31 protein-coding genes and 1 tRNA gene are annotated in these 25725 nt (G+C 68.0%); 21 read left to right on the top strand and 11 right to left on the bottom strand.

What is annotated here, in order from left to right; translation table 11 throughout:
* Positions 1-50 precede the first annotated feature (50 nt).
* Positions 51-1475, top strand: coding sequence for a PepSY-associated TM helix domain-containing protein (locus tag EV649_RS07910; RefSeq protein WP_130381952.1), 1425 nt, complete (start codon positions 51-53; stop codon positions 1473-1475).
* Here the strand turns inward: EV649_RS07910 and EV649_RS07905 are convergent.
* Both EV649_RS07905 and EV649_RS07900 read right to left on the bottom strand, forming a co-directional pair.
* Entirely contained in the window at positions 1464-1949 is a 486-nt protein-coding gene (locus tag EV649_RS07905) for a MarR family transcriptional regulator (protein WP_130381950.1), read from the bottom strand. The two genes, EV649_RS07910 and EV649_RS07905, sit on opposite strands and share 12 nt — an antisense overlap.
* Entirely contained in the window at positions 1946-3280 is a 1335-nt protein-coding gene (locus tag EV649_RS07900; protein WP_130381948.1) for a nicotinate phosphoribosyltransferase, read from the bottom strand. Before EV649_RS07900 ends, EV649_RS07905 begins: the two co-directional genes overlap by 4 nt.
* 49 nt (positions 3281-3329) lie before the next feature.
* On the opposite strand from EV649_RS07900, the gene clpS reads away from it, so the two are divergent.
* The 3 genes from clpS to EV649_RS07885 are packed head-to-tail and all read left to right on the top strand — an operon-like array spanning position 3330 to position 5156.
* Positions 3330-3617 carry an ATP-dependent Clp protease adapter ClpS gene (gene clpS / locus EV649_RS07895; protein WP_130381946.1) on the top strand — a complete coding sequence of 96 codons (288 nt, stop codon included), beginning with the start codon at positions 3330-3332 and terminating at the stop codon, positions 3615-3617.
* Entirely contained in the window at positions 3614-4168 is a 555-nt protein-coding gene (locus EV649_RS07890) for a DUF2017 domain-containing protein (RefSeq protein ID WP_130381944.1), read from the top strand. The genes clpS and EV649_RS07890 overlap by 4 nt, the downstream gene beginning before the upstream one ends.
* Before the next feature lie 10 nt (positions 4169-4178).
* Positions 4179-5156, top strand: coding sequence for an aldo/keto reductase (locus tag EV649_RS07885; protein ID WP_130381942.1), 978 nt, complete (start codon positions 4179-4181; stop codon positions 5154-5156).
* A gap of 1 nt (position 5157) precedes the next feature.
* On the opposite strand, the gene EV649_RS07880 is transcribed toward EV649_RS07885, so the two are convergent.
* On the bottom strand, positions 5158-5541 hold the full coding sequence (locus EV649_RS07880; RefSeq protein ID WP_130381940.1) for a hypothetical protein: 384 nt from the start codon (positions 5539-5541) through the stop codon (positions 5158-5160).
* 103 nt (positions 5542-5644) lie between these two features.
* Between EV649_RS07880 and EV649_RS07875 the strand changes: the two genes are divergently transcribed.
* From EV649_RS07875 to EV649_RS07860, 4 genes are all read left to right on the top strand, one after another.
* A complete protein-coding gene (locus EV649_RS07875; RefSeq protein WP_130381938.1) occupies positions 5645-6100 on the top strand; it encodes a M67 family metallopeptidase in 456 nt (151 codons plus the stop codon).
* A 1-nt stretch (position 6101) separates the two neighbouring features.
* Positions 6102-6380 (top strand): MoaD/ThiS family protein, encoded by a 279-nt coding sequence (locus EV649_RS07870; RefSeq protein ID WP_130381936.1) that lies wholly within the window; start codon positions 6102-6104, stop codon positions 6378-6380.
* 18 nt (positions 6381-6398) lie between these two features.
* The gene (locus tag EV649_RS07865) at positions 6399-7346 is read left to right on the top strand and encodes a cysteine synthase family protein (protein ID WP_130381934.1); all 948 of its coding nucleotides are present in this window, start codon (positions 6399-6401) and stop codon (positions 7344-7346) included.
* A gap of 61 nt (positions 7347-7407) precedes the next feature.
* The gene (locus tag EV649_RS07860; RefSeq protein WP_130381932.1) at positions 7408-7884 is read left to right on the top strand and encodes a DinB family protein; all 477 of its coding nucleotides are present in this window, start codon (positions 7408-7410) and stop codon (positions 7882-7884) included.
* 112 nt (positions 7885-7996) lie between these two features.
* Here the strand turns inward: EV649_RS07860 and EV649_RS07855 are convergent, their stop codons facing one another.
* On the bottom strand, positions 7997-8335 hold the full coding sequence (locus tag EV649_RS07855) for a hypothetical protein (RefSeq protein ID WP_241997834.1): 339 nt from the start codon (positions 8333-8335) through the stop codon (positions 7997-7999).
* Positions 8336-8527: 192 nt separating this feature from the next.
* Between EV649_RS07855 and murI the strand changes: the two genes are divergently transcribed.
* The 5 genes from murI (at position 8528) to EV649_RS07830 (ending at position 13150) form a co-directional block, all read left to right on the top strand.
* Positions 8528-9331 carry a glutamate racemase gene (gene murI / locus EV649_RS07850; RefSeq protein ID WP_130381928.1) on the top strand — a complete coding sequence of 268 codons (804 nt, stop codon included), beginning with the start codon at positions 8528-8530 and terminating at the stop codon, positions 9329-9331.
* A gap of 129 nt (positions 9332-9460) precedes the next feature.
* On the top strand, positions 9461-10207 hold the full coding sequence (locus tag EV649_RS07845; RefSeq protein WP_130381926.1) for an MBL fold metallo-hydrolase: 747 nt from the start codon (positions 9461-9463) through the stop codon (positions 10205-10207).
* A complete protein-coding gene (locus EV649_RS07840; protein ID WP_130381924.1) occupies positions 10188-11015 on the top strand; it encodes an alpha/beta fold hydrolase in 828 nt (275 codons plus the stop codon). Before EV649_RS07845 ends, EV649_RS07840 begins: the two co-directional genes overlap by 20 nt.
* A gap of 60 nt (positions 11016-11075) precedes the next feature.
* Complete coding sequence (locus EV649_RS07835) at positions 11076-12572, top strand: DHA2 family efflux MFS transporter permease subunit (RefSeq protein WP_198682354.1); 1497 nt, start codon at positions 11076-11078, stop codon at positions 12570-12572.
* Complete coding sequence (locus EV649_RS07830) at positions 12569-13150, top strand: TetR family transcriptional regulator (RefSeq protein ID WP_130381922.1); 582 nt, start codon at positions 12569-12571, stop codon at positions 13148-13150. Before EV649_RS07835 ends, EV649_RS07830 begins: the two co-directional genes overlap by 4 nt.
* Positions 13151-13153: 3 nt before the next feature.
* On the opposite strand, the gene EV649_RS07825 is transcribed toward EV649_RS07830, so the two are convergent.
* Both EV649_RS07825 and EV649_RS07820 read right to left on the bottom strand, forming a co-directional pair.
* Positions 13154-13972 carry an SAM hydroxide adenosyltransferase gene (locus tag EV649_RS07825; protein WP_130381920.1) on the bottom strand — a complete coding sequence of 273 codons (819 nt, stop codon included), beginning with the start codon at positions 13970-13972 and terminating at the stop codon, positions 13154-13156.
* 167 nt (positions 13973-14139) lie between these two features.
* Positions 14140-15312, bottom strand: coding sequence for a Gfo/Idh/MocA family oxidoreductase (locus EV649_RS07820; protein WP_130381918.1), 1173 nt, complete (start codon positions 15310-15312; stop codon positions 14140-14142).
* A 146-nt stretch (positions 15313-15458) separates the two neighbouring features.
* Here EV649_RS07820 and EV649_RS07815 point away from each other — a divergent pair, with 146 nt between their 5' ends.
* Genes EV649_RS07815 through EV649_RS07800 form a run of 4 tightly spaced genes read left to right on the top strand, consistent with a single transcriptional unit; the run spans position 15459 to position 18249 of the window.
* A complete protein-coding gene (locus tag EV649_RS07815) occupies positions 15459-16313 on the top strand; it encodes an SGNH/GDSL hydrolase family protein (protein ID WP_130381916.1) in 855 nt (284 codons plus the stop codon).
* A 24-nt stretch (positions 16314-16337) separates the two neighbouring features.
* Positions 16338-17054 carry a ribonuclease PH gene (gene rph / locus EV649_RS07810; RefSeq protein ID WP_130381914.1) on the top strand — a complete coding sequence of 239 codons (717 nt, stop codon included), beginning with the start codon at positions 16338-16340 and terminating at the stop codon, positions 17052-17054.
* Complete coding sequence (gene rdgB / locus EV649_RS07805; RefSeq protein WP_130381912.1) at positions 17051-17656, top strand: RdgB/HAM1 family non-canonical purine NTP pyrophosphatase; 606 nt, start codon at positions 17051-17053, stop codon at positions 17654-17656. Before rph ends, rdgB begins: the two co-directional genes overlap by 4 nt.
* Before the next feature lie 2 nt (positions 17657-17658).
* Positions 17659-18249 (top strand): hypothetical protein, encoded by a 591-nt coding sequence (locus EV649_RS07800; RefSeq protein ID WP_130381910.1) that lies wholly within the window; start codon positions 17659-17661, stop codon positions 18247-18249.
* On the opposite strand, the gene EV649_RS07795 is transcribed toward EV649_RS07800, so the two are convergent.
* Complete coding sequence (locus EV649_RS07795; RefSeq protein WP_241997831.1) at positions 18246-18833, bottom strand: transcriptional regulator; 588 nt, start codon at positions 18831-18833, stop codon at positions 18246-18248. The two genes, EV649_RS07800 and EV649_RS07795, sit on opposite strands and share 4 nt — an antisense overlap.
* Positions 18834-18838: 5 nt before the next feature.
* Complete coding sequence (locus EV649_RS07790; RefSeq protein ID WP_130381906.1) at positions 18839-19222, bottom strand: DNA-binding protein; 384 nt, start codon at positions 19220-19222, stop codon at positions 18839-18841.
* A gap of 72 nt (positions 19223-19294) precedes the next feature.
* On the opposite strand from EV649_RS07790, the gene EV649_RS07785 reads away from it, so the two are divergent.
* From EV649_RS07785 to EV649_RS07775, 3 genes are all read left to right on the top strand, one after another.
* The gene (locus tag EV649_RS07785; protein WP_130381904.1) at positions 19295-20407 is read left to right on the top strand and encodes a PEP/pyruvate-binding domain-containing protein; all 1113 of its coding nucleotides are present in this window, start codon (positions 19295-19297) and stop codon (positions 20405-20407) included.
* Between the two features lie 124 nt (positions 20408-20531).
* A complete protein-coding gene (locus EV649_RS07780) occupies positions 20532-21119 on the top strand; it encodes a hypothetical protein (protein ID WP_130381902.1) in 588 nt (195 codons plus the stop codon).
* 32 nt (positions 21120-21151) lie between these two features.
* Entirely contained in the window at positions 21152-21472 is a 321-nt protein-coding gene (locus EV649_RS07775; protein WP_130381900.1) for a hypothetical protein, read from the top strand.
* An 8-nt stretch (positions 21473-21480) separates the two neighbouring features.
* Here the strand turns inward: EV649_RS07775 and EV649_RS07770 are convergent.
* The 3 genes from EV649_RS07770 to bcp form a co-directional block, all read right to left on the bottom strand.
* Positions 21481-21561: transfer RNA gene (locus EV649_RS07770), tRNA-Leu, on the bottom strand.
* A gap of 50 nt (positions 21562-21611) precedes the next feature.
* The gene (locus tag EV649_RS07765) at positions 21612-23243 is read right to left on the bottom strand and encodes a substrate-binding and VWA domain-containing protein (RefSeq protein ID WP_241997829.1); all 1632 of its coding nucleotides are present in this window, start codon (positions 23241-23243) and stop codon (positions 21612-21614) included.
* 336 nt (positions 23244-23579) lie between these two features.
* A complete protein-coding gene (gene bcp, locus EV649_RS07760) occupies positions 23580-24047 on the bottom strand; it encodes a thioredoxin-dependent thiol peroxidase (protein WP_130381896.1) in 468 nt (155 codons plus the stop codon).
* 100 nt (positions 24048-24147) lie between these two features.
* On the opposite strand from bcp, the gene EV649_RS07755 reads away from it, so the two are divergent.
* Positions 24148-25725 carry a circularly permuted type 2 ATP-grasp protein gene (locus EV649_RS07755; protein WP_130381894.1) on the top strand — a complete coding sequence of 526 codons (1578 nt, stop codon included), beginning with the start codon at positions 24148-24150 and terminating at the stop codon, positions 25723-25725.

Below are 25725 nucleotides of genomic sequence, written 5' to 3'. Positions count from 1 at the left end.
CAGTGACGGGGTGTTTCGGATCGCTGACGCTCCGTCCCGAGAGGTGTGCCGTGTCTACTTCTGAACAGTCTGTGCGACGTGGTGGCGTTCGGCCGTTGCTGGTCCGTTTGCACTTCTATGCGGGGATCCTGGTCGGCCCGTTCCTCCTCCTGACGGCACTGACCGGGTTTCTCTACGCCCTGGCCCCGCAGATCGAGAGCGTGCTCTACCGGGACACGATCTCCGTCGAGAGCGCCGGCACGACGGTGCCGATCGGCGACCAGGTGGCGGCGGCCCGGGAGCGTCAACCGGAAGGCACGCTGCTCGCCGTACGCCCGGCGGCCGGCCCGGGAGACACCACCCAGGTGCTGTTCGACGAACCCGGGCTCGGTGAGTCGGAACGCCTTGCTGTGTTCGTGAATCCGGGCAACGCACAGGTCACCGGCGAGCTGGTTGCCTATGGCTCCAGTGGTGCGTTGCCGTTCCGCACCTGGCTGTCGCGTCTGCACGCGAATCTGCACCTCGGGGACGCCGGGCGGAACTACAGCGAGCTGGCCGCATCGTGGTTGTGGCTGATCGCCCTTGCAGGACTGGTGCTGTGGTTCACCGGACGCCGGAGCGGATCTCGCTGGCGGGTGGAGCGATCCGGCAGCGCGCGACGCCATACGTTGTCGTGGCATGGAGTTCTCGGGACGTGGGTGATCCTCGGGATGCTGTTCCTGTCGGCGACCGGCCTCACCTGGTCGCGGTTCGCCGGTGCGAACGTGACGGAGCTGAAAGCCTCGCTGGACTGGAAGACACCCACGGTCAGTACGACGCTCACCGACGCCGACCACGCGGGTCACGAGGGACACACGTTCCCCGGCGGCGAGGTCGACCCGGCGGTCGACGAATGGACCCAGGCGTTGCAGTCCGCCCGCTCGGCCCAGCTGGACGGGCCGGTGGAGATGGTGGCGCCGAAGCAGTCCGGTACGTCGTTCGTGGTCAGCGAGATCGGGAAGGCCTGGCCGACGCAGGCCGACTCGGTCGCTGTCGATCCGATGTCGGGGAAGGTGGTCGACGTCGTCCGGTTCGAGGACTACCCGATCGGGGCGAAGCTGTCGCGGTGGGGGATCGACGCGCACATGGGGATGCTGTTCGGCCTGGTCAACCAGATCCTGCTGCTGATCGTCGCCGGGACCGTCGTCGCGTCGGTGATCTGGGGCTACCGGATGTGGTGGCTGCGCCGGCCGACGCGAGGTCACGCAGTGCGGTTCGGTCGTCCGGCTCGTCGTGGCGCGTGGCGGGAGATCCCGGTGCTTGCGGTGGTCACGCTGCTCGCCCTTGCGGTAGGGGTCGGGTTGTTCCTGCCGCTGCTCGGGATCAGCCTGGCCGCGTTCGTGGTGATCGATCTGCTGATCGGGCTGTACCGCTGGTGGAAGAGCGGCACGACCGAGCCGTCGCCGGAGGAACCGGCGGCGGAGGCTACGGCCGAGGCGGATGAGCTACTCGTATGACAGCGGCTCGAGGGTCATGGAGATCGTCCAGAGCAGGTTCCGCATGATCCGGCGGTCCTCGGGCGACAGCTGGGCGAGGGCGCGGCGGCCGGCGCGGTCGTAGATCTCCTGGACTGTGTGGGCGAGCTCGACGCCGCGGTCGGTCAGCTCGATGCCGACCTGGCGGGCGTCGGTCGTGTTCTTCACCCGGCGTACCAGCCCGGCGGCTTCCATCCGCTGCGTGGTCTTGGTTGCCGTCGGCACCTCGACGTCCAGGACCTTCGCGAGCCGGGCCACCGGCAACGAACCGTGGTGCAGGAGTTTGGCCAGCACCAGCTCCTGCCCGGTGTGCAGCACGGTCCCCGCCAGCTCCTCCGCGATCGCCTTCCGGGTCGCGCGCTCCGCGAACCGCAAGGCGATCAGGACATCAGCCTCATCGGCCGGCGCATCCGGCGACCACTCACCATGGCCGCCTGTCTCGCGGGTGCTGGTCACGTGTGGCTCCGGGGAAGGAAAGGGTTCCTGTTGGTGTAGTCGCCGATGTAGTCGGTGGGGATGGCGGGTTCGCCGCGGCTGAGTTGGCTGGCGGAGCGGGGGAGCTCGTCGCGGACCTTCTGATGGTGCGCCTGGGACTCCTCCGGCGTGGTCCGGCCGACGATCTTGCCCGACTCGACGAGCGGCTTCAGGAGCACACGGTCGTCACCGTCGTCCACCGGCTGCTCACCGACACCGATCAGTTCGACCTCAGCGACCCCGGCCGCCGTACGTCGCCGCAGCGCCCACTTCCGGCCGCCGATCGAGATCTTGTCCGGGCTCTTCTTCGCCACCGGCACCAGTTCGCCGCTCGCGTCCTCACGGGCGACCAGTTTGTACACGAACCCGCAGGTCGGGTACCCGGACCCGGTGACCAGCGACGTACCGACGCCGTACCCGTCGACAGGCGCCGGCGCGAGTGCGGCGATCTGGAACTCGTCCAGGTCGCTCGTCACGATGATCCGGGTCTTGGTCGCTCCCAGCGAGTCCAGCTGCTCGCGGACCTGCCCGGCCAGCGACGGCAGGTCACCCGAGTCCAGCCGGACCGCGCCCAGCTCGGGGCCGGTCAGCTCGATCGCGGTCCGCACCGCCTCCGCGACGTCGTAGGTGTCGACGAGCAGCGTCGTACCCTTGCCCAGCGCGTCGACCTGCGACCGGAACGCGTCCTGCTCGCGGTCGTGCAGCAGCGTGAACGCGTGCGCCGCCGTCCCTGTGCTCGGGATGCCGAACCGGCGGGCCGCCTCCAGGTTCGAGGTGGCGCTGAACCCCGAGATGTATGCCGCCAGCGCCGCGCCGACCGCTGCCTCCTCGTGGGTCCGGCGCGAGCCCATCTCGATACAGGGCCGCCCACCGGCCCACCAGGTCATCCGTGACGCCGCCGAGGCGACCGCGGAGTCGTGGTTCAGGATCGACAAGAAAACGGTTTCCAGGAGCACCGCCTCGGCGAACGACGACTCCACCACGAGCACCGGCGAGCCGGGGAAGAAGATCTCGCCGTCGGCATAGCCGGAGATGTCGCCGGAGAACCGGTACTCCGCGAGCCAGTCCCGGGTAGCCTGGTCGACGACGCCGCGATCGGCCAGGAAGGCGATCGTCTGCTCGTCGAACCGGAACCGCTCGAGCGCGTCCAGCAGGCGGTTGACGCCCGCGACCACGCCGTACCGGCGGCCGTCCGGCAGCCGGCGGGCGAACAGCTCGAACACCGAGCGGCGCTGCGCCGTGCCGTCGGCCAGCGCGGCCTGCAGCATGGTGAGCTCGTAATGGTCTGTCAAGAGCGCGGTCGAGTGCGTCACAGGAGCAGCCTATTGCGAGACCGGAACCGATGATGGAGAGAATGGACAGGTGACCACCGCACCAAGCGAACTCGAGAGCGCCGAGGTCGACGAGGCGATCGAGTTGAGCCCGCCCTGGGTGACCATCGTCTGGAACGATCCGGTCAACCTGATGGACTACGTCACCTTCGTGTTCCAGACCTACTTCGGCTACTCCAAGCAGAAGGCGGAGAAGCTGATGATGCAGGTGCACAAAGAAGGCAAGTCGGCGGTCTCGAACGGCAATCGGGAAGCGATGGAACGCGACGTGGAAGCGATGCACACCTACGGCCTGTGGGCCACCTGCGAGAAGTCGTGACGCGGTTCCGCAGGCGCCGCAAGACCGTCGTCGTCAGCTTCGCCGAGCACGAGGCGGACATCCTGGCGAACCTGCTCCGCAACCTGGTCGAGCTGCTGTACGACGGTCTGCCGCCGCGCGCCACCGAGTCCAGCGACCCGCTCGCGGCGCTGCTGGACTCCGACGGACCGACGTCGCCGCCCGAGGACGTCGTACTGCAGCGGCTGCTGCCGGACGCGTACAAGCAGGACGACATGGCGTCGTCCGAGTTCCGCCGGTTCACCGAGCGCGGGCTGCGCGAGGGCAAGGTCACCGACGCCAAGCGAGTCCTGTCGGCGCTCGAGGAGTCCGGCGCCGACGAGATCGCGCTGGAGCCGGACGAGCAGCTGTCCTGGCTGCGTGCGCTGAACGACCTCCGCCTCGCCATCGGCACCCGCCTCGACATCAAGGACGAGGACGACTACTCGACCTGGGAGAAACTCCCGGACGACGACCCACGCCGCCTCACCTACGACCTCTACGACTGGCTCGGCTACCTCCAGTCCGCCCTCCTCCACAACATGCGCCATTAGGGTTGGCCGCATGGAGACGCGGCGGCTCGGGCGGACCGGGCGGGATGTTGGTGTGGTCGGGCTCGGGGCTTGGCAGCTCGGGGCCGACTGGGGCTCGGTGGACGAGAGTGACGCGCTCGCGGTGCTGCATGCCGCGATCGACGGCGGCGTGACGTTCATCGACACTGCGGATGTGTACGGCGACGGGCGCAGTGAGCGGCTCGTCGGACAGGTACTCAAGTCGTCCGAGGGCCTGACCGTGGCGACCAAGATGGGCCGCCGCGTCGAGCAGGTGTCGGAGAACTACACGCTGGAGAACTTCCGCGCCTGGAACGATCGGTCCCGGCAGAACCTCGGCGTGGACACGATCGATCTGGTGCAGCTGCACTGCCCGCCGACGCCGGTCTACTCCGACGACGAGGTCTTCGACGCCCTCGACACCCTCGTCGACGAGGGCCGCATCGCGTCGTACGGCGTCAGCGTCGAGACCTGTGCCGAGGCGCTGACCGCGATCGCGCGGCCGAACGTCGCGTCGGTGCAGATCATCCTGAACGCGCTGCGCCTGAAGCCGCTCGACGAGGTGCTGCCCGCGGCGCAGGCGGCCGGTGTCGGCATCATCGCCCGCGTCCCGCTCGCCAGCGGTCTGCTCTCGGGCAAGTACGACGAACACACCACGTTCGCCGACGACGATCACCGCACGTACAACCGGCACGGCGAGGCCTTCGACGTCGGCGAGACCTTCTCCGGCGTCGACTTCACCACCGGGCTGGAAGCCGTCCGCCGCCTGATGCCCTGGCTCCCCGCGGGCACCGCGATGGCCCAGTTCGCCCTCCGCTGGATCCTCGACCAGCCCGGCGTCTCGGTTGTCATCCCCGGCGCCCGCAACCCGGCCCAGGTCGCCGGCAACATTTCCGCCGCCACCCTCACCCCGCTGACCGCCGACCAGTTGGCCGCCGTCCAGCAGACGTACGACGACCTGATCCGCCCCCAGATCCACGACCGCTGGTAGATCAGCCTCGAACGACGCTCACGGTCGTCGACACGATTCCGGTGACGATGCCGACGACCGCTCCCGCGCTGGCCAGACACTTGGCCGGGTTGACCCACAGTCCGCGGTTCAGCTCACGCCATCTGCGCGGTACGACCGCGAGCTTGAGCTTCTGGTACTTGTGCTGACGCACCTGCTTGCACCCGAGCAGGATCCCCGACGAGTTGTTCCTGCACGGCCCCTGCCGGCCCTCGGCGCCACACCACACGGGTACCTGGAACAGGAAATAGGCCGTCACCAGCGCCCATCCCGCGATCAGCACGGCCGGCCCGAGGCTCCACGACCAGATCGCGGTCAGCATGATCGCCAGCAGTCCCCAGCCCCAGTACTTCTGTAATCCCCTCATGGTTGCCCAGTATCACCGGCCAATTACTCTCCGAAACCATCCACTATCTGGACGCAGAGTGCGGTCGGCAGGATGCGGCGGTTCGGCCAACTACCGTGGAGGCGTGTTGGTGATCGAGAAGGCGACGGTTGATGCGATTGTGGCGCATGCGCGGCGGGATCATCCCGACGAGGCGTGCGGCGTGGTCGCGGGCGCGGAAGGTTCGGACCGGGCGACCCGGTTCGTCCCGATGCTGAACGCCGCCATGTCGCCGACGTTCTACGAGTTCGACTCGGGTGACCTGCTGCGGCTCTACAAGGAGCTCGACGAGCGGGACGAGGAGCCGGTGGTGATCTACCACTCGCACACCGCCACCGAGGCGTACCCGTCACGGACCGACATCAACCTGGCCCAGGAGCCGGGCGCGCACTACGTGCTGGTGTCGACTCGGGACGGCGCCGACTCCCCGGCGTACGACGGGCCGGTCGAGTTCCGTTCGTACCGGATCGTCGACGGTGAGGTCACGGAAGAAGAAGTACGCGTGGTTGGTTCTTATGAAGAGACTGAAGGAGAGCACTGAGATGGCGATCGAGCTGCGCGTGCCGACGATCTTGCGCACCTACACCGGTGGCGCGAAGGCGGTCAGCGGTGACGGCGTGAACCTGGCCGAGTTCATCGACAACGTGAACGGCACCCACCCGGGCCTCAAGGAGCGCATCGTGGAGGGCGAGCCGGAGGAACTGCGCCGGTTCGTGAACGTGTACGTGAACGACGAGGACGTCCGGTTCACCGGCGGCCTGAAGACCGAGGTCAAGGACGGCGACGTCGTCGTCGTGCTCCCCGCGGTCGCCGGCGGCTGACGGACCGGGTCCAAGGACATGCGCTTCGACAGTCTGCTCGACTCGGTCGGCGGCACCCCGCTGGTCGGGCTGCCGCGGTTGTCGCCGACGGCCGACGTACGGCTCTGGGCGAAGCTCGAGGACCACAACCCGACCGGGTCGATCAAGGACCGGGCCGCGCTGCGGATGCTGCTGGACGCCGAGAAGGACGGCCGGCTGCGCCCGGGCAACACGATCCTCGAGCCGACCTCCGGCAACACCGGCATCTCGCTCGCGATGGCTGCCAAGCTCCGCGGGTACCGGATGGTCTGCGTGATGCCGGAGAACACCTCCGAGGAGCGCCGCCAGATCCTGCGGATGTGGGGTGTCGAGATCATCTCCTCCCCGGCCGCGGGCGGCTCCAACGAGGCGGTCCGGGTCGCGAAGCAGGTCGCGGAGGAACACCCGGACTGGGTGATGCTGTACCAGTACGGCAACCCGTCGAACGCGCTCGCGCACTACGACGGCACCGCGCGGGAGATCCTCGAGGACCTTCCGTCGGTGACGCACTTCGTCGCCGGCCTCGGCACCACCGGCACGCTGATGGGCGCCGGCCGGTTCTTCCGCGAACACAAGCCGGAGGTGCGCATCGTCGCCGCCGAGCCGCGGTACGGCGAACTCGTCTACGGCCTGCGCAACCTCGACGAGGGCTTCGTCCCCGAGCTGTACGACGAGACGCTGATCGACGCCCGCTTCTCCGTCGGTCCGCGGGACGCCGTCCGCCGGGTCCGCGAACTGCTCGACAACGAAGGCATCTTCGCCGGCATCTCGACCGGCGCGATCCTGCACGCGGCGCTCGGCCAGGCGGCCAAGTGCGTGCGCGACGGGGAGCATGCCGATATCGCGTTCGTGGTCGCGGACGGCGGCTGGAAGTACCTGTCCACCGGCGCCTACGAAGGCACCATCGACGAGGCCGAAGACCGCCTCGAAGGGCAGCTCTGGGCCTAGCCCTTGCTGGCCCGGCAACTTTTTGTGCTCGAAGCACGTGCCGGACGGCAGACTTGGCCGGATGAAGAGACGTGATACCGGACCGCCGGCGACCGGGCCGGGCGAGCGCGACGTACTCCTTGGCTTCCTCGACTATCTCCGTACGTCGATCGCGGCCAAGGCGGAGGGTGTGGCGGAGGACGAGGTGCGAGCACCCGGCGTACCGTCCGGGACCAATCTGCTCGGACTCGTGAAGCATCTGACCGCGGTGGAGCGGTACCACTTGCTCGGGCATGAGGTGCCGGACTGGAAGGCGACGTTCCACGCGGGAGCTGACGAGACGGCGGCGGAGGTGCTCGCGGCGTACCGGGAGGTGGGGGCCGAAGCGAACGCGGCGGTTGCGGCTTGGGACGACCTCGCCGTACCGGGGCCGCGGCCGGGCAGGCGTGTTGCGCCGTCGCGGCGGTGGACGCTCGTGCATCTGATCGAGGAGACCGCCCGGCATGCGGGGCACGCCGACATCCTGCGCGAACAGCTCGACGGCCGAACCGGACGCTGAACCTTTCGGGGGCAGGAGTGAGGGGAACCGGAACGGCGGGCGGAGGGCCGGTCCGGGCTGGTGGCGCCTTTTGTTGCCTTAGGCACCTGCAGGGGTGGTTACGTCATGTTGCCTACGGTTGTTTGAACAGGACCTTGCGGCCGAGTCGGGGATGGACGCCGCGGCCCTTGCAGCTGTTGCAGGGGCGTTGGGCGTAACTGAAGATGCTGCCGCGGTGCCGGCCGGCACCTTTGCACCTGTTGCACTTGGCATTCGGGTGCAGCGACAGCGAGACGACGTACATTGCGAACATCGCCATCAGCGCCAGCAGCAGGAGTCCCGTCGGTCCGATGGACGACGCGATTTCCGCGGCTGTGCCGTTGTTCGACTCCGTGGCCTGACTGGCCGCTTGTCCTGCGGCGGCTACATGGTCGGGCTGCGGAGTTGGTGCGGCGGTGGTACCGATTACCACCGCGAGGTGATGCGTCAGATCCATGGCATCACGAGGGGCGGTCGAGCAAACATCGCTCCAGAGTGGCGTGCATCACGCGAAAAGGCAATTCCATAACGTAAAGATGTGGACAACCTCGGCGTGTCGTTCCCCGCGGTTAGGTAAGGCTGCACTTCTGATCTGCCCGGCGCCGGACCTGTATAAGCTTTTCCCGTGGCAGACGCACCGGTGGGGATCTTCGACTCAGGCTTCGGGGGACTCACCGTCGCCCGCGCGGTACTCGATCAGTTGCCGCACGAACCGATCCTCTATCTCGGCGATACCGCGCGGCAGCCGTACGGGCCGAAGCCGATCGCCGAGGTCCGCGAGTACGCGCTCGAATGCCTGGACCATCTCGTCGAGGCCGGCGTGAAGATGCTGGTGATCGCGTGCAACTCCGCGAGTGCTGCGATGCTGCGGGACGCTCGCGAGCGGTACGACGTACCGGTCGTCGAGGTGATCCTGCCGGCCGCGCGGCGTGCCGTGGCGGCGACGCGGAACCAGCGCGTCGGCGTGATCTGCACGAAGGCGACCGCGCAGTCGCTCGCGTACGAGGACGGGTTCGCGGCCGCGCCGCAGGTGGAACTGTTCACGCACGCGTGTCCGAAGTTCGTGGACTTCGTGGAGTCCGGCGTGACGTCCGGACCGGAGTTGCTCGAGGCCGCCCACGAGTACCTGGACCCGCTGGTCGAGGCCGGTGTCGACACGTTGATCCTCGGGTGCACCCACTATCCGTTGCTCACCGGTGTCATCTCGTACGTGATGGGCGACAACGTCACGCTGGTCAGCAGCGCCGAGGAGTGCGCGAAAGACGTGTACGGCGTACTCACCAAGACCGGCCTGCTCCGCCCCGACCACCTCCCGACGCCCGCGCACCGCTTCGTCACCACGGGCAACCCCGCGGAGTTCGCCGCGATCGGCTCCCGCTTCCTCGGCCCGGCCCTGGGAGTAGTCGACCAGTTCGCCTGGGTCCGCTGACGAGTGTGATTCAGGTCGCACCCGGACGTTGTCCAAGGCACCGGAAGGCGCCCGGATGCCTGTGTGGTAACCGAATCGACGCGTCCGGTCGTCCTGCGCCGGGGTCGACTCGCCGGTAGGGTTCCAGGTATGAAGCTCACCGTGATCGGTTGCTCCGGGTCTGTGCCCGGGCCGGACTCGGCCGCCTCGAGCTATCTGGTCACAGCCGACGGGTTCAACCTGATCCTGGACCTCGGCAGCGGCGCGCTCGGTTCGCTCCAACGGCACGTCGCTGTGCCGGACATCGGGGCGATCGGCCTGTCCCACCTGCATCCTGACCACTGCATGGATCTGTGCGGGTTGTACGTCGCGGCGCGCTACGCGCCGGGCGCGCCGATCCCGCGGATCCCCGTGTTCGGGCCGCCCGGTACGGCGGAACGCATGGCGCTGGCGTACGACCTGCCGCTCGATCCGGGGATGGAGGAGGAGCTGGAATTCCATGCCTGGCAGGACGTTCAGCAGATCGGGCCGTTCACGATCCGCACCGCGCGGATGGTGCACCCGGTGCCGGCGTACGCGATCCGGGTCGAGCACGGCGGCAAGTCGCTCGTCTACACCGGCGACACCGGGCCGAACGACGCATTGGTCGAGCTCGCCCGCGGCGCCGACGTACTGCTGTCCGAAGCCGCGTTGCCGGACAACGAACCGAACAATCCGGTCGACCTGCACCTGACGCCCGCCGACGCGGGTGAGCATGCGAAGAAGGCCGGTGTGAAGCGGCTCGTCATCACGCACGTGCCGCCGTGGTACGACCGCGTGACGCAGGCCGAGAACGCCCGCCGTACCTTCTCCGGTCCGGTCGAGCTGGCTACGCCGCATGCCGTTTTCGACATCTGACGGCATTCGGTTGTGGACCGCAACCACCGGTACGGCGACCGGGCGGCCCGCGGTCGTGATCCTGCACGGCGGCCCGGGCCTGTGGGACGACTATGCGGTCCTCGCGGAGATGCTCGACGACCTCGTCGTCGTACACCGCTTCGACCAGCGCGGCTGCGGTCGCTCGGACCCGTCCGACGTACAGACGCTGGCCCGGTCGGCGCGCGATATCGACGAGCTCCGCGCGTACTTCGGTCATGAGCGCATCGTCGTCATCGGCCACTCCTTCGGCGCGACGCTGGCGATGACGTACGCCGCGTCGTACGGCGATCACGTGGCCGGCGTCGTGTACCTCGACGGTGTCGGCATCGGCGACTGGCGTCCGGCGTACCACGAGGAACGCGCGCGCCGGATCACACCGGAGCAGGACGCCCGCCTGGACGAGCTGTCCGGACGGCAGCGCACGCCGGCCGAGGAGACCGAGTTCCGCGCGCTGTCCTGGTTCACCGACCATGCCGATCGGGAGCGCGCGATGGAGTGGGCGTACGCGAGTGCGGCCGTCGACCTCCCGATCAACTTCGCCGCCAACCGCGCGCTGGGGGCGACCGGACGCTTGACACCTGACGAGCTGAAGGCACAGGCTGCCGCGATCCGGGCCCCGGTCACGTTCGTCCACGGCGCCGGGGACCCACGCCCGGCCTGGGCGGTCCGCGATCTCGCCGACCACGTCCCGAATCACACGTTCCACCTGATCCCGGGCGCCGGACACTCGCCCTGGCTGGAGCAGCCGGAGTTCGTCCGGGAAGTGCTGCGCGGCGTCGTGCAGTAGACAGATCGCGATTCTGAGATCTACTCTCAAATTAGAGTTGATCTCAGAAAGGTGTTCGTCATGCTGGATCCGCGGCGGTGGTGGGCCCTGGCGGCGATGTCCCTCAGCCTGATCGTGATCGGGCTGGATCTGACCGTGCTGAACGTCGCGTTGCCGACGTTGGCGACCGATCTGCAGGCGTCGACGAGTCAGCTGCAGTGGTTCGCGAACGCGTACACGCTGGTGCTCGCGTCGCTGCTGCTCCCGGCGGGACTGCTGGGGGATCGGTACGGGCCGAAGCGGCTGATGCTCGGGGCGCTGGTGGTGTTCGGGCTGGCGTCGACGGCGTGCGCGTTCGCGGACTCTCCCGGTCAGTTGATCGCGGGTCGCGCGGCGCTCGGAATCGGGTCGGCGTTCCTGATCCCGCTGTCGATGTCGCTGCTCAACCTGTTGTTCGCCCCGGAGGAACGGCAGCGCGCGATGACGATCTGGCTGATGGCGAACTCGCTTGGTATCCCGCTCGGCCCGGTGCTCGGCGGCTGGCTGCTGGACCACTACCGCTGGGGTTCGATCTTCCTGATCAACCTGCCACTAGTTGCAATCGGACTAGTTGCAGTGGCGTTGTTGATCCCGTCGACGAGCGGTCACCGGTCGCGGCGGATCGACGTACCGGGCATCCTGCTGACGGCAGCAGGACTGGTCTGCCTGACGTACGGGTTCATCGCCGCGGGTGAGCACGGCTGGGGCTCGGCGTGGGCGCTCGGTGGGATCGCGGCCGGAATGGTCTTCCTGGCCGCGTTCTGGGCGTGGGCCCGGCGTACCGCGGATCCGCTGGTCGAGTTGTCCTTGTTCCGGTCGGCCGGGTTCACCTGGGGCACAGTGCTAGCGACGCTAGCTTCGTTCGCGCTGGTGGGATTGCTGTTCGTGTTGCCGCAACTGTTCCAGGCGGTGCAGGGTGCGGATGCGTTCGAGGCGGGGCTGCGGTTGCTCCCGATCATCGGCGGGATGCTGATCGGCGCGAAGGTCGCCGAGCGTTTGGTCGAGGCGGCCGGGGCGCGAATCTCGGTGGTCATCGGGTTCTCGTTGATGCTGGTCGGGCTTGCGCTCGGGGCGTTCACGAAGGTCGGTGACGGCTACGGGTTCACCGCGATCTGGGTCAGCCTGGTGGGCGTCAGCATCGGCTTCACGCTGCCGCCGATGAATGGGTTGGCGCTCGCCGCCCTGCCCCTCGACCGGAGTGGCTCTGGATCCGCGCTGATCCAGGCGTCGCGCCAGGTCGGCGGCACGCTCGGCGTCGCGATCCTCGGCACGGTGCTCAATGCGGCGTACCGCAACCACCTGGACGTCACAGGCCTTCCGTCCGCGGCCGCGGCGGTTGCGCGCGACAGTGCGTCGGCGGCGGTCGCGATCGGTTCGCCCGAGCTGACCCGCTCGGCCCGTGCGGCGTTCGTCGACGGCATGGACGTGACGCTGTGGGCGTGCAGCGGCCTCGCGGTGGTGTCCATCGTGCTCGCGCTGACCTTCCTGCCCCGTCGTACCAAGGCATCCACGCCGGAACTTGCGACAATCAGGGCATGAGTGGGCTGCGGGAGCGGAAGAAGGCGAAGACCAGGGCGGCGATCCAGGAGCATGCGCTGCGGCTCTTCCGGGACCAGGGGTACGCCGAGACCACGGTCCAGGAGATCGCCGCCGCGGCCGAGATATCGCCGGCGACGTTCTTCCGGTACTTCCCGACCAAGGAGGACACCATCGTCCTCGACCGGCTCGACCCGGTGATGATCGAGCTGTTCCGCAGCCAGCCGCCGGAACTGCACCCGACCGATGCGTTGCGGGCGGCGATCCGGCAGGGCCTGGACGTGCTGACCCCGGAGGAGTGGGAGCTGGAATCCGAACGTCAACGCCTGGTGATGAACGCCCCCGAGCTCCGGGTCCGGATGCTCGACCAGTTGTACGAGGGCATCGAATTGCTCGCGACCCTCGCCGCCGAACGCACCGGCCGCCGCGGCGACGATTTCGCAGTCCGCGCCTGGGCCGGCGCAGTCGTCGGCGTCGTCATGGCGACGTACGAGTCCGCCATCGACGCCCCACTCCCGCAGTACCTCGCCACCATGGACCAGGCCTTCGACCAGCTCGCGGCAGGACTTCCGATGGCCTGACTGTCACGCCACTTTCTCGGCAGCACGCTCCAGTAGCGCGTCGCCGGGCTGCAGACCGAACGCTTCGGCCGCCGAGCCACCACGGATGACGAGTTCGGTGAAGCCGGTGCCGGAGCTGCCCGGAATGATGCCCGGGGCGTTCCGCGGTACGGCGGTCAGGTGCGGGTAGCAGGTGACGTCGACGATCGTCGTACTACCGTCATCGTTGCGTCGGGCAACAGGTAGCGTCGTGCCGGCGACGAGGTCGAGGCGCTGGTCGAGCTTGCAGTTGCCGAAGTTGTCGACGACGCTCACGGTCGGTTCCTCGTCGAGCAGTTCGGGTACGGCGGTCTCGGTCGCCGGGACCGCGCGGCCGTCGGCGACCCATTTCGCGAGCAGCGGCAGGTACCACAGGCTGCGGAACTGCGTGCCGGCGATCTTCTCGACGTCGTCCGCGCCGAAGCCGGCCGCCGTCACCGCCTCGCGGATATCGGTCACGTAGACGTGGTCGATGCCGAGCTCACGCCGTACCAGGGAAAGCACGCGGGCGTTGAACGTGCTCGCGACCAGGTGCTTGCCGTGCCAGAAGAAGCAGAACGGTACGCCGTTCGGCCAGACGCCGTCGCGCGGCGCGATGTTCAGCAACGTGATGGTCGGATGGCCCTCCTCGCCCAGCAACTCCAGAGATTGCAGGCAGTCGAGCAGGGTGAGGGCGGCGAAGGACTCCGGATCGGGTCCGTCGGCGGCGACGACGGTCGGCGACTGGCCGAACAGGGCACCGATCCGGGTGCTGAGTCTGGCGCGGGCGTTACCGTCGAAACAGTCGGTGATGTAGGTGATCATGTGGCACTCCAGGGTGATTGCAGCAGGTCTCGGAAAAGAGAAGAGGCCCCCGACATCGGGGGCCTCTCGCTGCAAGCACACGTGCCTACGCCGCTGAAGTCCTCCCGCATCGAGGGCTCAGCATTCGCATCGCGGCGTACCTGGTCACGTCGAAAAGCGTAGCACCGTCAGCGCGTCTGCCCGTTGTCGAAATACTCGACCAGGGCCGGGTCGAGCGCCGGGACGTCTTGCGGTACGCCGTTCGCGCGCAGGGACTGGGTGGCGGCGTACCCGGCGGCGACCGCGGCGCGGGCCGCGATCGGGGAGGTGAGCGTCGCGCCGCCGTCACGGACGAAGTTCACGAACTCTGCGACCAGGTGCGGGTCGGCGCCGCCGTGGTGCTCGGTCTCGCCGGCGATCTCGACGACCTGGTCGGCGTCCTCGCGGTACCCGGAGCGACGGCTGTTCCACACCTTCACCACACCGCCCGCGGTGTCACCGAAGTTCTCGAGCCGTCCGTGGGTGCCGATCACGGTGTAGTTGCGCCAGTAGTCTGGCGTGTAGTGGCACTGCTCGTAGGTGAGGAACACCCCGTTGTCCAGCAACAGGTTCGCCATCGAGAGGTCCTCGACGTCCATCACCGGCGCCAGGCCCTTCTGCTCCAGCGGCGGCCAGTTGTCGCTGGACACGAAGTCCTTGAACCGCTGGCCCGTCCGGTCGAGCCGGTCGGTGATCCCGCCGTACAGCGTGAGCGCGCCCATCGCGTTCACCCGGGTCGTGTAGCCGCCGGCCAGCCAGTGCATCACGTCGATGTCGTGGGCGCCCTTCTGCAGCAGCAGACCGGTGGTGCGGGTGCGGTCCGCGTGCCAGTCCTTGAAGTAGAAGTCGCCGCCGTGGCCGACGAAGTGCCGGCACCAGATCGCCTTCACGTCGCCGATCGCGCCGTCCTGGATCAGCTTGCGCATCGTCAGCACGACGGGCATGTGGCGCATGTTGTGGCCGACGTACAGCCGGGCGCCGGAGTCGTACGCCGCCTGCAGGACCCGGTCGCTGCCCTCGGTGGTGATCGCGAGCGGCTTCTCCACGAACACCGAGACCCCGGCCTGGAGGAAGTCGATCGCCGGACCCTCGTGCAGGTCGTCGGGCGTGGTCAGGAACACGCCGTCGAGCTTCTGGTCCAGCAGTTCGGAGTGGTCGGCGTACGCCGTGGCGTCCGGGTACAGCTCCAGCGCGAGATCCCGCTGGCCCGCGACCGGGTCACAGACCGCGACAACTTCCGAGCCCTCGCCGGGACGGTGTGCGTACTGCGCGATGCGGCTGCGCGCTCCGAGCCCCACCACGCCAAACCGAAGATCAGTCATACCAGGCAACTCCTGCACATAGTTGTTTGCAACAGCCTAACTCCGAGCAATTCTGGCAAGCAATCACCGGTCCTCCAGCTGGAATTGCCACACTGGTCATCCGCCGCACATCAACGTCTCGCTCCGTGCCGTCACCATGGCGGAATGTGAGCCTCCACTACGTGGCACTGGGGGACTCGACCACAGTAGGGGTCGGGGACCCGATGAACGGCAGTACGACCGACCTGTCCGGTGCCGGTGCGCGCCCGGGCGAGGGGTGGCGGGGCTGGGCCTCGCTGCTCGCCGACTCCCTGGCCAGCACCCACCGTGTGACGTTCTCCAACTTCGCGACCAGCGGCGCCACCGTGCCGGTCGTCGCGACCGAGCAACTTCCCTCTACTGGTGAAGGTCCTATCGACCTTGCTTCCCTGATCGTGGGCGTCAACGACACCCTGCGATCGACCTTCGACGCCGGCAGGATCCGCGAGCACCTGAATCTGTGCGCGGAGCAGCTGACCGCCCGCGGCGCGTTGCTGCTGACCGTCCGGTTCCACGACCACGGCCAGGTGTTCGGCCTGCCGCGGTGGCTGCGGCGGCCGCTGTGGCACCGGATCGAGCAGGTCAACGTCGCGTTCGACGACCTGCATGCGCGGTTCGGTGGGATCCGGCTCGACATGGCCGACTACCCCGAGGTGTATCGGCGGGACTTCTGGAGCGTCGACCGGCTGCATCCGGGGGAGCGCGGGCACCGCAAGCTTGCGCGGGCGTTCGCAGACGAGTTGGCGGTCCGCGGGCTGCGCATCGACGTACGGCCGGAGTTGGACTGTGCGTACCGGCCGCCGAGCAAGTGGGCGGACGCGGCGTGGCTGGTGCGCGAAGGCGTGCCGTGGGTCGGGCGCCGCGCGAACGACCTGCTGCCGTGGGCGGCCCGGATGGCGCTGACGCAGTCGCTCCCGTCTGCGGAGGGGATGCGCTTGCGTCCGAAGAAGCGAGAGGAGCTCCCGCCGGTTCTTCGGACGTGAGCAACTGCGACTAGGGTCTTGGGTATGGCTCGGATTGACGGACGTAATGCTGACCAGCTCCGACCCGTGACGGTGACCCGGAACTGGCTCGACCACGCCGAGGGTTCGGTGCTGGTCGAGTTCGGGCGCACCCGGGTGCTGTGCGCGGCGAGTGTGACCGAGGGCGTGCCGCGCTGGCGCAAGGGCTCCGGCCTCGGCTGGGTGAGCGCGGAATACGCGATGCTTCCGCGGGCCACCAACACCCGTTCGGACCGCGAGTCGGTGAAGGGCAAGATCGGTGGTCGCACCCACGAGATCTCCCGGCTGATCGGCCGCTCGCTGCGGGCCGTGATCGACTACAAGGCGCTCGGCGAGAACACGATCCTGCTCGACTGCGACGTACTGCAGGCCGACGGCGGCACCCGGACCGCTGCGATCACCGGTGCGTATGTCGCACTTGCTGACGCGGTGTCGTTCCTGCGGGAGCGGAAGCTGCTGAAGAGCGAGCCGCTGACCGGGACGGTGTCCGCAGTGTCGGTCGGCATCATCGACTCGGTGCCGATGCTGGACCTCTGCTACGAGGAGGACGTCCGCGCCGAGACGGACATGAACCTGGTGATCACCGGCGACGGCAAGTTCATCGAGGTGCAGGGTACGGCGGAGGGCGCGCCGTTCGACCGCGCCGAGCTGGACAGCCTGCTGGAGCTGGGTATTTCCGGCTGCGCCGACCTCGCCAAGATCCAGCAGGAGGCGCTGGCGTGACTCGTGTCCTACTTGCCTCGAACAACAAGAAGAAGCTCGAGGAGCTGCGGCGGATCCTGACGCCGATCGTGCCCGGGATCGAGGTGCTCGGGCTCGGCGACGTACCGCCGTACGACGAACCGGCCGAGACGGAGCCGACGTTCGAGGGGAACGCGCTGCTCAAGGCACGTGCCGCGCTCGCCGCGACCGGGCTGCCGTCGATCGCCGACGACAGCGGGATCTGCGTGGACGCACTGAACGGGATGCCTGGCGTGCTGTCGGCGCGGTGGTCGGGGCCGGCGAAGGACAACCACGCGAACAACCTGCTGCTGCTCGGGCAGTTGGAGGATGTGCCGGACGAGCGTCGCGGCGCGTCGTTCGTGGCGGCGGTCGCGTTCGTCCGACCGGACGGACCTGACGAGTTGGTGCTCGGCGAGATGCGCGGGTCGGTGATCCGCTCGTTGCGTGGGACCGGCGGGTTCGGGTACGACGTGCTGTTCCAGGCCGAGGGGTACGACCGCACGACGGCGGAACTGTCGATCGAAGAGAAGGACGCGATCAGCCACCGCGGCAAGGCGTTGCGCGAACTGGCCCCGATCGTGGCGAAGGCGTTGGGGAGCTAGAGATGTTGTTCGCTGGAACCGACAAGGACGGCGTTGAGAGCGGTCAGATCACCGTGGCGTACCGGCGGTGGGCCGAGCCGCGGGTGGTCGAGGGGCGGATCTACCGGACGAACGCGGGCCGGATCGAGATCGACAGCATCCGCCAGGTGAATCCGGAGCTGATCGCCGACAACGACCCGGACGTAGCGCTCGCCGACCGCCAGAACGCGAAGGACGTACGGCGACGGCTGCGGGGCGATGACACGTTGCCGACGTTCCTGATCCGCTTCCACGTGGTCGAGGGTCCGGACCCGCGCGAGGAGCTGGCCGCCCAGTCTTCCCTTTCGGAAGCTGATGTTTCCGACCTGCGGGAGCGCCTCGATCGGTTCGACGAGCTCAGCCACCACGGACCTTGGACTGTTGAGACTCTCCGGCTGATCCAGACCACGCCCGCGACCCGGGCCGCGGACCTCGCGGCCTCTCTCGGGCGCGAGACGGCACCGTTCAAACTCGACGTACGCAAACTCAAGAACCTAGGCCTCACCTACAGCCTCGAAGTCGGCTACCGACTGACGCCCCGCGGCGCAGCGTACTTGGATGCTCTAGGCAACTAGTCGCCGCGGTGCAGGTTGAGGGTGGCGAGTAGGTCCTCGTGGAGTTCGAACCAGACGCGGTGGCAGGAGTCGACGTCGCTGCGGTCGACCCAGGCGGTCTCGCCTGCGGTGGCGCGTGCCAGCGCTTGTGAGAACCGCAGGTCGTACCCGCCGAACCGCGGCAACACCTCCGTCAACCGCGCGGTGATGCTCCCGAGCGCCCCGTCGATCACCTTGAGCTCGTGTAGTACGCCGGCGTCCCATTCGGAGTCAGTGTGGTCGTTCGCGGCGAGCGGGTCGGTGGGCGTCGGGCGCAGTTGCCAGTCGGTGCAGGCCTGTTGGAGCATGCCGTTCAGCGGCAAGAACTCGGCGTAGACCTTGCGTACGGCGTCGGGGTCGGTCAGCTCGGCCTTGAGTAGTCGCTCGTTCTCCGTGCGACCTGCTTCGGTGAGCGACCAGCCCGACGTGCCGGCGAAGCTGCTGTACGTCGCCCACCCGCGCGCCTCGGCGTCCTTCAAGGCGTCCTCGACACCCTGCAGTTCGAAACGCTGAGCGATCGCCTTCGTGTCCGCGAACCCGAGTAGCCGGACCGCGTGTAGCACCATGTGCATCATGAGTCCTGCCGTGCGGCCAGCCGGTTGAACCGTTGCTGACAGGCCTGCGGCGAGCTGAACCCCATCGCGTCGGCCATCTCCGCCCAGGTCAGCCCTGCACTCCTGGCCATGAACAGCAGACCGGCCTCGACCTCGTCGACCTCCGCTCGAGCAGCCGGCAACAACGCTAGCGCTGCTAGCAGATCGTCGTCGCTCAGCTCAGCGGCCCGCCAAGCCGCGAACTGTGTGAAATCCACCGCAGACAAGGGGATCGGCGCCGGGCGCCACGGTCGGGCCGGCAGGTCCTTCGCGCCCAGCTCGAGTAGTTGTTCCCGGGCCTCGCGCTGGCGCTCGGCCTGTTCCTGGTCCGCGGTCGCCGCCGCGTCCTGCTTGCGTCGCATCCGCCTACAGTGGATCATCAACAGAATGTTGTCAACATTCCGTTGTCAACGTTTCGTTGATAGGAGCCTTGCATGCTGGTGCCGCTCACGGACGCAACCACCGAACTGTGCGGCGCCAAAGCAGCCACCCTCGCCACCCTCCTCCGCAACGACCTACCAGTACCCGAAGGCATCGTCATCCCGTTCGGTGCCCAGCAGGCTGGTGATGAGCTCGTTGACGGTCTCTCGCGTTGGCTCGCGAGCGTCGGTGATCCTCCGGTCGCCGTACGGTCGTCGGCCGCGAACGAGGACACCGCGCTCGCATCGGCAGCGGGGCAGCACGACAGCTTCCTCGGCGTACAAGGGATCACTGCGGTCGTCGACGCCGTACGCGCCTGCTGGGCATCCGTGTGGTCGGAGCGCGCAACGGCGTACCGCAACGGCTCCGACGCTCCGGCGATGGCCGTGATCATCGAGCGTCACCTGGATTCGGACGTCTCCGGCGTGATGTTCACCGACTCGAACGGCCCCACGCTGATCGAGGCCTCCTGGGGCCTGGGCCCAAGCGTCGTCGAGGGCCGCGTAACCCCCGACCGCTACCAGGTCACCGCAGACGGCACAGTCACCCGCACAATCGCCGACAAGCTCACGTCCTTACACCGCCGAGGCGCAGCCCTGGCCGTCCGCCAGGTCCCCGCAGCTCAACGCCGTATGCCGACCCTCTCCGACGCCACCGCCGTACACCTAGCAGCGCTAGCCCAATCAGTCACCGCGCTCCTGGGCAGCCCCCAAGACATCGAATGGTCCCTAACCACCAACACCCCCTGGCTCCTACAGTCCCGCCCCATCACAACCCAACCCCCCGCCCCCGCACCCCTCGCCGGCGACCAGCACCTACTGATCGGCATCCCAGGCAGCCACGGCACAGCAACCGGCCCCGCCAGAGTCGTCCGCGGCCCGGCCGACTTCCCGACCGTCCGCCCGGGCGACATCCTCATCTGCCCCTACACCGACCCCGCCTGGACCCCACTCCTGTCCATAGCCGCCGGCGTAATCACCGAACAAGGCGGCCTCCTGTCCCACGCCGCCATAGTCGCCCGAGAACAAGGCATCCCCGCAGTCCTAGCCGTCCCCCAAGCCACAACCCAAATCCCCACCAACACCCCAACCACCCTCAACGGCACCACAGGCACCGTCCACCTCTGACCGGCGCATTCCAGTTGAGTGCAGGTTTTGAACGATCCACGGTTACCTATAGCCAGGACCGCTACTCACCGTTACTGTCGCTGTGGATCCCGAGGGGGGCTCGGGGACCGGGGGAGGAATCATCATGTCTCAGCAATATCCGCAGTACACGAACAGCCCGAACCAGCCGCTGCAGCCGGGCGAGGGGTTCTCCGGCAATCCGCCGTACAACCCGATGCCGGAACCGCAGCTGCAGCCGCCGCCGAAGAAGCGGCGGCGGTGGGTTCCCTGGGTTGTTGCCGCAGGAACCTTCCTGCTCGGGTTGATCATCGGCACCAGCGGGAGCAACGGCAGCGGCTCGCCCACAGCGGGCGCCGGCGTACCGCAGCCGACCGTGACCAAGACTGTGCCCGGCCCGGCCGGTGCGACAGTTGCCGGACCGACTGTTACGCAGACGGTGCCTGGACCGGCGAAGACGGTGACGGCGCCGCCGCCCGCACCGAAGGCTGCGATCACCGAGGACGGGGTGTTCCTGGTAGGTACCGACATCAAGCCCGGCACCTACCGCAACGGCAACGAGGGCGACTGCTACTGGGCCCGTCTGAAGAACACCGAGGGCGATCTCGACGGGATCAATGCCAATGGCAACGGTGGCAACCAGGTCGTCACGATCAAGAAGACCGATAAGGCCTTCGAGACCCGTCGCTGCGGCTCCTGGGCCAGGATCGGCTGACCGTACGCCGACGTTCGGACGAAGGGGGAATCATGTCGAATTCCATGGCAGCCGGCGCCCGCGTCGCGGTCGCGATCGGGGTGGTCAAGTGGGTGCTGATCGGGCTGGCGATGGTCGCGGCAGGGGTCAGCATCCTGCTCACGTTGGTGGACCCGACCACCGGCTACTCGGTCGTGGCCGGGATCGCGTACGCCGTCGGGTGTGTTGTGTGGAGTCTGTTCGTGTGGGTGTTGTTCGGGTGGTTCGAGCACACGTTGTCGGCGTTGGTCGCGATCGCCCGGAACACCGGGCAGCAGTTGCCGGTGTCGTACGACGTACCGCCGGCAGCGGCGTACGAGGACCGCCGGGGATGAATGTGTAGTGCCTGAGGCGGGAGTTGAACCCGCACGCCCGGGGGCACCGGCACCTAAAGCCGGCGTGTCTGCCGTTCCACCACTCAGGCTGGGGGAGTCGCCGCCCCTTGGACAGACATCCTAGGGGAGGCGACTCGGGTCAGCGGCTCTGGAGCGCGTCGATGAAGACGTTCTTCAGGTCGCCGGGGTTGCGGGCGACGTACGCCGCGCCGCCGGTGGCTCCGGCCAGGGCGCTGAGTTCGTCGGCGTTCGCTTCGGGACCCATGCCCAGGGCGATGATGCGGACCGGGCGGGACGGGTCCTGCTGGGCCTTGAGCGCCTGGACGGCCTGCGCCAGCGTCGGGCTGCCGGGGTCGTCGTTCTTGCCGTCGGTGAACAGCAGGACCGTGTTGACCGCGTTCGACTTGTACTCCTGCCGGACCTGCCGGACCGCGGCGATCGCGGTGTCGTACAGGCCGGTGCCGCCGTTCGGGATCGGGTGCTGGATCTTCAGCTGGTCGACGATCTTGCCGCGCTGCCGTTTCGACAGCGGCGCGATCGGCACCAGCGGTTTGTAGTCGGCCTTGTCGCTGCCGATGGTCGTCGAGAACGTCCACAGGCCGAGTTCCGCGCTGTCCGGGAACAGGCTGAGGCCACCCGCGGCCGCCTCGATCGTGAGCTGCATCCGGGTCTTGGTGCCGACCTTCTCCGCCATCGAACCGGAGATGTCGATGACCGCCAGCGAGTGCGTGGACAGCGACAGCCGGGTCCAGTTCTGCAGCGTGGTATCGATCGCCTGGCTGGTCGGCTTGGGCAGCTGGTTGACGTCGCCGACGCCGCGGCCGCCGGCGAGCGGGTTCAGTGTGGTGTCCCGGAAGCCGGCCTGGTCACGCGCCTGCGTGGCGCCGTCGGTCAGCAGTTCGGTGGCCAGCGCCTGGGCAGCGTCGTTCGCCGAGTCGGTGTCGGACTTCGCCGTGACCACGATCGGGTAGTCCAGGTACAGTGTCCCGGTGTCCGGCTGGATCGCCCGGAGCTGCGCCTCGGGGTGCGCCTCCTGGTACTTCAGGAAGCTCTGCTCGGACGCCGGTACGACGGTCTTGCTGCCGTCCTGGTCCGCACGGCCGAACAGCGCGTTGACGTCCGTGAACGGCTTGGCCATCGACCCGAGCCGCTGGGCCAGCGGGACGACCAACTGCGACACCTGACCGTCGGAGGCTGACGTCTTCTGCCGTTCGCTCTGCACCGCCAGCAACGTGAGCGCGCCGGGAGAGGTGTTCAGCGGGTCGAGCAGGGCCGGCTCGTTGGCGGCCATGATGCGGAGCCAGGACGAGGTGTCGGCGAAGTTCTCGCGGCGGCTGACGATGACCATCGGCGACGTGGCGATCGAGGGGACCGCGATGCTCGGCACGCTCTGGCCGTCGTCGGCCTGGGCGACCCACAGCGACGAGTCCGGAACCCACAGGTCCGGCCGGCTGTCGCTGCCGTGAGCGACGTCCCGCGCGATCTGTGCCGACGGCGCCGCGCTGACAGTGACCTGCAGGCACGGCGTGCCGTCCTTGCCGCCTTTGGCCGCCAGCGACTTGGCCGCGGCTTCGAGCGGGGACTGCATCTCGGGCGTCGTGGCCAGCTGGATCTGCGCCGGGTCGGCGCAGGCTTTGCCGCCGCCGAGGAACCCGTCGGCGCCTGCCTCGGACCCGAAGGAGCGGACCACAAAGACGGCGCCCAACGACAGCACCAGTAGCCCGACCGCGGTGATGTACACCGAGCGACGGTTGTTGTTACTTCGCGTCACCGCAGAGGAATGTTTTCCCATCGCGGTAGGTCCCTCCCTTCAGAGGCAGACTGCGCGCGCAGATTACCCGGTTTCCGCACGTCACGGCGAAGGCCGCCGAAGGTCGTGACCCACCCGTCGCTGAACCGGAACCGTCCCCGGAGTACGGCTCTTTCACAAGAACGCTTAAAAACTCACCGAGAGTGCCGACTCCGCTGCGATCCGCTGAGATGTTTGTGTGACCCAAATCACAGCGGTAGTTTGCTTCAAACGACCGTTCCATGGACCAACGTCATGAAACGGTCGAAGGTTTCCCTCCGGAAACGCCCACAAGGAGGTGCCTTTTCACAATCCAGGTCACAGGCCCAGGTCGCGGCGCAGCTTGGCGACGTGGCCGGTCGCCTTCACGTTGTACTGCGCGACCGCGACCTTCCCCTCCGGGTCGACGACGAACGTGGACCGGATCACGCCGGTCACCTTCTTCCCGTACATGGTCTTCTCGCCGAACGCGCCGTACGCCTGCAGCACTTCCTTGTCCGGGTCGCTGAGCAGCGGGAACGTCACGCCGTCTCGCTCCCGGAACTTCGCCAGCTTGGCCGGCTTGTCGGGGGAGATCCCGAGTACGGCGTACCCGGCGGCCTGCAGCGAGTCGAGCGAGTCTCGGAAGTCGCAGGCCTGCTTGGTGCAGCCCGGAGTCATCGCGGCCGGGTAGAAGTAGACGATCACGTTCTTTCCGCGCAGGTCCGCCAGTGCCACCTCGTTGCCGTCGGCATCGGGCAGGGTGAAGTCGGGGGCGGTGTCGCCAACGGACAGACGATCGGACATCAGGTCCTCCACGGGTAGGTCTACTGAGCGCAATGTTACGTGCGGAAGAACTAGGCCCTTTCGGGGTGCGAGCGGAGGCTGCGTGGGTGAAGATCTGCAAATGAGCCGCGCATCCTCCCGCCAGTTGTTCGACGGCTACCTCGACCCGCGTCGTCCGCATGCAGGGGCGTACGACGAGATGTTCGATCCGGTCGATGGCGTGCGTACGGCGTACAAACGGCTGCACGACTCGCTGCAGCCGTTGCAGCCGGCGGATCTGACCACCCGGTCCGAGGCGCTCGACCGGGCGCTCGTCGATCAGGGGATCACGTTCAGCCTGTCGGGGGAGGAGCGGCCGTTCCCGCTGGACCTGGTGCCGCGGGTGATCACAGCGTCGGAGTGGTCGCGGCTGGAGCGTGGGGTCGTACAGCGGGTGCGTGCACTGGAGGCGTTCCTGGCCGACATCTACGGCGAGCAGCAGATCGTTGCGGACGGCGTACTGCCGCGGCGGCTGATCACCTCCTGTGAACACTTCCACCGGCAGGCAGCCGGTATCGCGCCGCCGAACGGTGTCCGCATCCACGTGGCCGGGATCGACGTGGTGCGGGACGAGCAGGGCGACTTCCGGGTGCTCGAGGACAACCTGCGCAGCCCGTCCGGGGTCTCGTACGTGATGGAGAACCGCCGCACGATGGCGCGGGTGTTCCCGGACCTGTTCGCCAAGCACCGGGTCCGTTCGGTCGGCGACTACGCCGTACACCTGCTCCGCTCGCTGCGGGCCGCGGCACCGGGCGTGACCGACCCGAACGTCGTCGTACTGACACCAGGCGTCTACAACTCGGCGTACTTCGAGCACTCGCTGCTGGCCCGCCAGATGGGGGTGGAGCTGGTCGAGGGGCGGGACCTGTTGGCCCGCAACAACGTCATCTACCTGCGGACGACAGAAGGCGAGCAGCGGGTCGACGTGGTCTACCGGCGGATCGACGACGAGTTCCTGGACCCGGTGCAGTTCGTTCCGGACTCCGTGCTCGGTGTGGCCGGTCTGGTCAACGCAGCGCGCGCAGGCAATGTAGTGATCGCCAATGCCATCGGCAACGGCGTCGGTGACGACAAGCTGATCTACACGTACCTGCCGGAGATCCTCAAGTACTACCTCGGTGAGACGCCTCTGCTGCCGAACGTCGACACGTACCGGTGCTGGCTGCCCGCAGAGCATGCGGAGGTACTGGACCGGCTGGACGAGCTGGTCACCAAGCCAGTGGAGGGTTCTGGCGGGTACGGCATCGTGTTCGGGCCGGATGCGTCGCCCAAGGAGCTCCAGGCACAGCGGAGGCGCATCAGGGCCAATCCACGTGGCTGGATCGCGCAACCCGTCGTACAGCTGTCCACTGTGCCGACGAAGGTGGGTGAACGGCTGCAGCCACGACATGTGGACCTGCGGCCGTTCGCGGTCAACGACGGCGAGGACGTGTTCGTTCTGCCAGGTGGACTCACCAGAGTGGCGATTCCCGAGGGCAGTCTGATCGTCAACTCGTCACAGGGTGGCGGGTCCAAGGACACCTGGGTGCTGGCGCCCAGAGCGTCCGGTGAGGACGCAGAGCTTCGTGGACCCGGTCTCGGGACCCCCACGCTGAAACCGGAGAGCACGCCGGAGCAAGGTCCTGAGCTGAACGCCGCCCAACAGCAGCAGCAACAGTGA

It is taken from the genome of Kribbella sp. VKM Ac-2569 (assembly GCF_004216905.1).
Taxonomy (GTDB): domain Bacteria; phylum Actinomycetota; class Actinomycetes; order Propionibacteriales; family Kribbellaceae; genus Kribbella.
Note: the sequence above shows the minus strand (reverse complement) of the source record. Positions and strands in the feature narration are given on the sequence as shown.